This window comes from Micromonospora sp. ATCC 39149 (assembly GCF_000158815.1).
In the GTDB taxonomy this organism is placed as follows: domain Bacteria; phylum Actinomycetota; class Actinomycetes; order Mycobacteriales; family Micromonosporaceae; genus Micromonospora.
This window is the reverse complement of sequence record NZ_GG657738.1, coordinates 5702104-5704491: the sequence shown is the minus strand read 5'-3', so window position 1 is coordinate 5704491 and position 2388 is coordinate 5702104. Positions and strand designations below refer to the sequence as shown.

The window sequence follows — 2388 nt, the reverse complement described above, 5'->3', positions numbered from 1 at the left end:
ATATCGGACGCGGGGGTGGCAAGAAATCTGGGCGAACCCATCAGTTCCGCCCGGCACTCCGGGGTTTCCTCAGGTCGGTGGAGCCGTGCGCGCGGCGGGAGTGCGGTCCCCCCCACAACCTCCTCCCGCCGCGCGCCACTCCCCAGATCGGGGTGCCCATCGGCCCGTGGTCCGGCGGGGCCGGCAAGGAGGCCCGGTCAGCCGGCCGTCGTGGCCAGGTAGCGGTCGATCTCGGCGGTGAGCCGCGCCTTCTCCCCCGGTGCCAGGAACGACGCCGTCACCGCGTCGGCGGCCAGCGCCGCCAGCCCCTGCGGGCCGAGGTCGAGCAGCCGGGCAGCCACGGCGTACTCGTCGTTGAGCGTGGTGCCGAACATCGGCGGGTCGTCGGAGTTGATGGTGACCAGCACGCCGGCCTCGACCAGGCGGGGCAGCGGATGCGCGTCGAGCGACGTGACCGCCCGGGTGCGCACGTTGGAGGTGGGGCAGACCTCCAGGGCGATGCGCCGCTGCGCCAGGTGGGCGAGCAGCTCGGGGTCGTCGGCGGCGGAGATGCCGTGGCCGATGCGTTCCGCGCCGAGGTCGCCGAGCGCGTCCCAGATCGTCTGCGGGCCGGTGGTCTCGCCCGCGTGCGGGGCCGAGTGCAGCCCGGCCGCCCGGGCCTGGTCGAAGTACGGCTTGAACTGTGGCCGGGGCACGCCGATCTCGGGGCCGCCCAGGCCGAAGCTGACCAGCCCGTCCGGCCGCTCCTGAAGGCAGATCCGCAGGGTTTCCTCGGCGGCCGGCAGCCCCGCCTCGCCAGGGATGTCGAAGCACCAGCGCAGGGCGATGCCGAAGTCGGCCTCGGCCCGCCTGCGGGCGTCCTCGATCGCCTCGCAGAACGCCGGCGCGGGAATGCCCCGGCGCACGTGGGAGTACGGGGTGACGGTCAGCTCGGCGTACCGGACCTGCTGGCGGGCCAGCTCGCGGGCCACCTCGTGGGTAAGGATCCACACGTCGTCGGGGTCACGGACGAGGTCCACGACGCTGAGGTAGACCTCGATGAAGTGCGCGAAGTCGCGGAAGGCGAAGTAGTCGGCCAGGGCGTCCGGGTCCGCCGGCACCGGGCTGGCCCCCTCGTGGCGGGCGGCCAGCTCGGCCACGATGCGCGGCGACGCGGAGCCGACGTGGTGCACGTGCAGCTCCACCTTGGGCAGGCCGGCGATGAACGCGGACAGGTCGGTCACGGGCTCTCCTTGGCAGGGTGCGACGGGCGGGCACCGGTGCGGGCGACGACGAAGACGCGGCGGAACGGGAAGCAGACCTGCCCCTGGCGGACCGGGTAGGCCGCCGCGAGGCGGGCCGAGAGCGCGGCGCGGAAGCCGGCCCACCGGGCGTCGTCCAGGGCCGCCCGGACCGGGCGCAGCGCGGTGCCCTCCATCCAGGTCAGCACCGGGTGGTCGGCGTCTGCGGGGGCCGGCAGCAGGTGCACGTAGGTAGTCTCCCAGGCGTCGACCGCGCAGCCGGCACCGGTCAGCAGCGTGGCGTAGCCGACCGCGTCGTCTACCGGGCTGTCGGGTTGCATCAGGGCCAGCTCCGCGGCCCACGGCCCGCTTCGGCCCACCTCGCGCAGCGCCCGGTGCGAGGGAGCGTCGAAGTTGCCCGGCACGCCGAAGGCGAGCCACGCCCCGGCGGGCAGCTCGGCGACCCATCGGGTCAGCAGTTCCCGGTGGCCCGGCACCCACTGGAGCAGGGCGTTGCTGACCACCACGTCGACGTCCGGGGCGGGGTGCCAGTCGCGCACGTCGCCGACCGTGAAGTCCACCGGCGCGTCCAGCTCGGTGGCCCGGTCGATCATCTCCGGCGACGAGTCGAGGCCGGAGATCCGCGCGTGCGGCCAGTGGGTCGACAGGCCGGCGGTCAGGGTGCCGGGCCCGCAGCCGAGGTCGACCACGGCCCGCGGCCGTTCGGCCGGGACGCGCGCGAGCAGGTCGTAGAACGGCCGGCCCCGCTCGTCGCGGTAGCGCAGGTACGTCGCCGGATCCCACATCACGCCTCCAAACCGTACGTCCGTCTTGTTTCAGAGTACGACCCGCCGCGCGGCCAGACAAGCAGGTCACTTAGGCTCCAGGGCATGGAGCAGCGCACTTTTTCCCGGCTCGGGCGGCACGTCGGCGTGGTCGGGCTCGGCGCCTGGCAGCTCGGCGCGGACTGGGGCCGGGTCGACGAGGCCGACGCGATGGCCGTCTTGTCCGCCGCCGTGGACGCGGGCGTCACGTTCATCGACACCGCCGACGTGTACGGCGACGGACGCAGCGAGCAGTTCATCGGGCGGTTCCTGCGGACCCGCCCCGACGCGGGGCTGACCGTGGCGACGAAGATGGGCCGCCGGGTCGAGCAGCGGCCGGAGGC

General features: G+C 74.3%; 3 protein-coding genes. 1 reads left to right on the top strand and 2 read right to left on the bottom strand.

Annotated features, from left to right (window positions below; genetic code table 11):
* Window positions 1–197: 197 nt before the first annotated feature.
* A complete protein-coding gene (locus MCAG_RS25030) occupies window positions 198–1223 on the bottom strand; it encodes an adenosine deaminase (protein WP_007075744.1) in 1026 nt (341 codons plus the stop codon).
* Window positions 1220–2026, bottom strand: a complete 807-nt coding sequence (locus MCAG_RS25025; protein ID WP_007075743.1) for a trans-aconitate 2-methyltransferase — start codon at window positions 2024–2026, stop codon at window positions 1220–1222. The genes MCAG_RS25030 and MCAG_RS25025 overlap by 4 nt, the downstream gene beginning before the upstream one ends.
* A gap of 84 nt (window positions 2027–2110) precedes the next feature.
* Between MCAG_RS25025 and MCAG_RS25020 the strand changes: the two genes are divergently transcribed.
* A partial coding sequence (locus MCAG_RS25020) for an aldo/keto reductase (RefSeq protein ID WP_007075742.1) occupies window positions 2111–2388 on the top strand: 278 nt, incomplete at its 3' end.

What these genes read in the sequence shown, in the direction of transcription:
- MCAG_RS25025 (WP_007075743.1), bottom strand. Translation starts at nt 2,026, where the DNA reads ATGTGGGATCCGGCGACGTACCTGCGCTACCGCGACGAGCGGGGCCGG.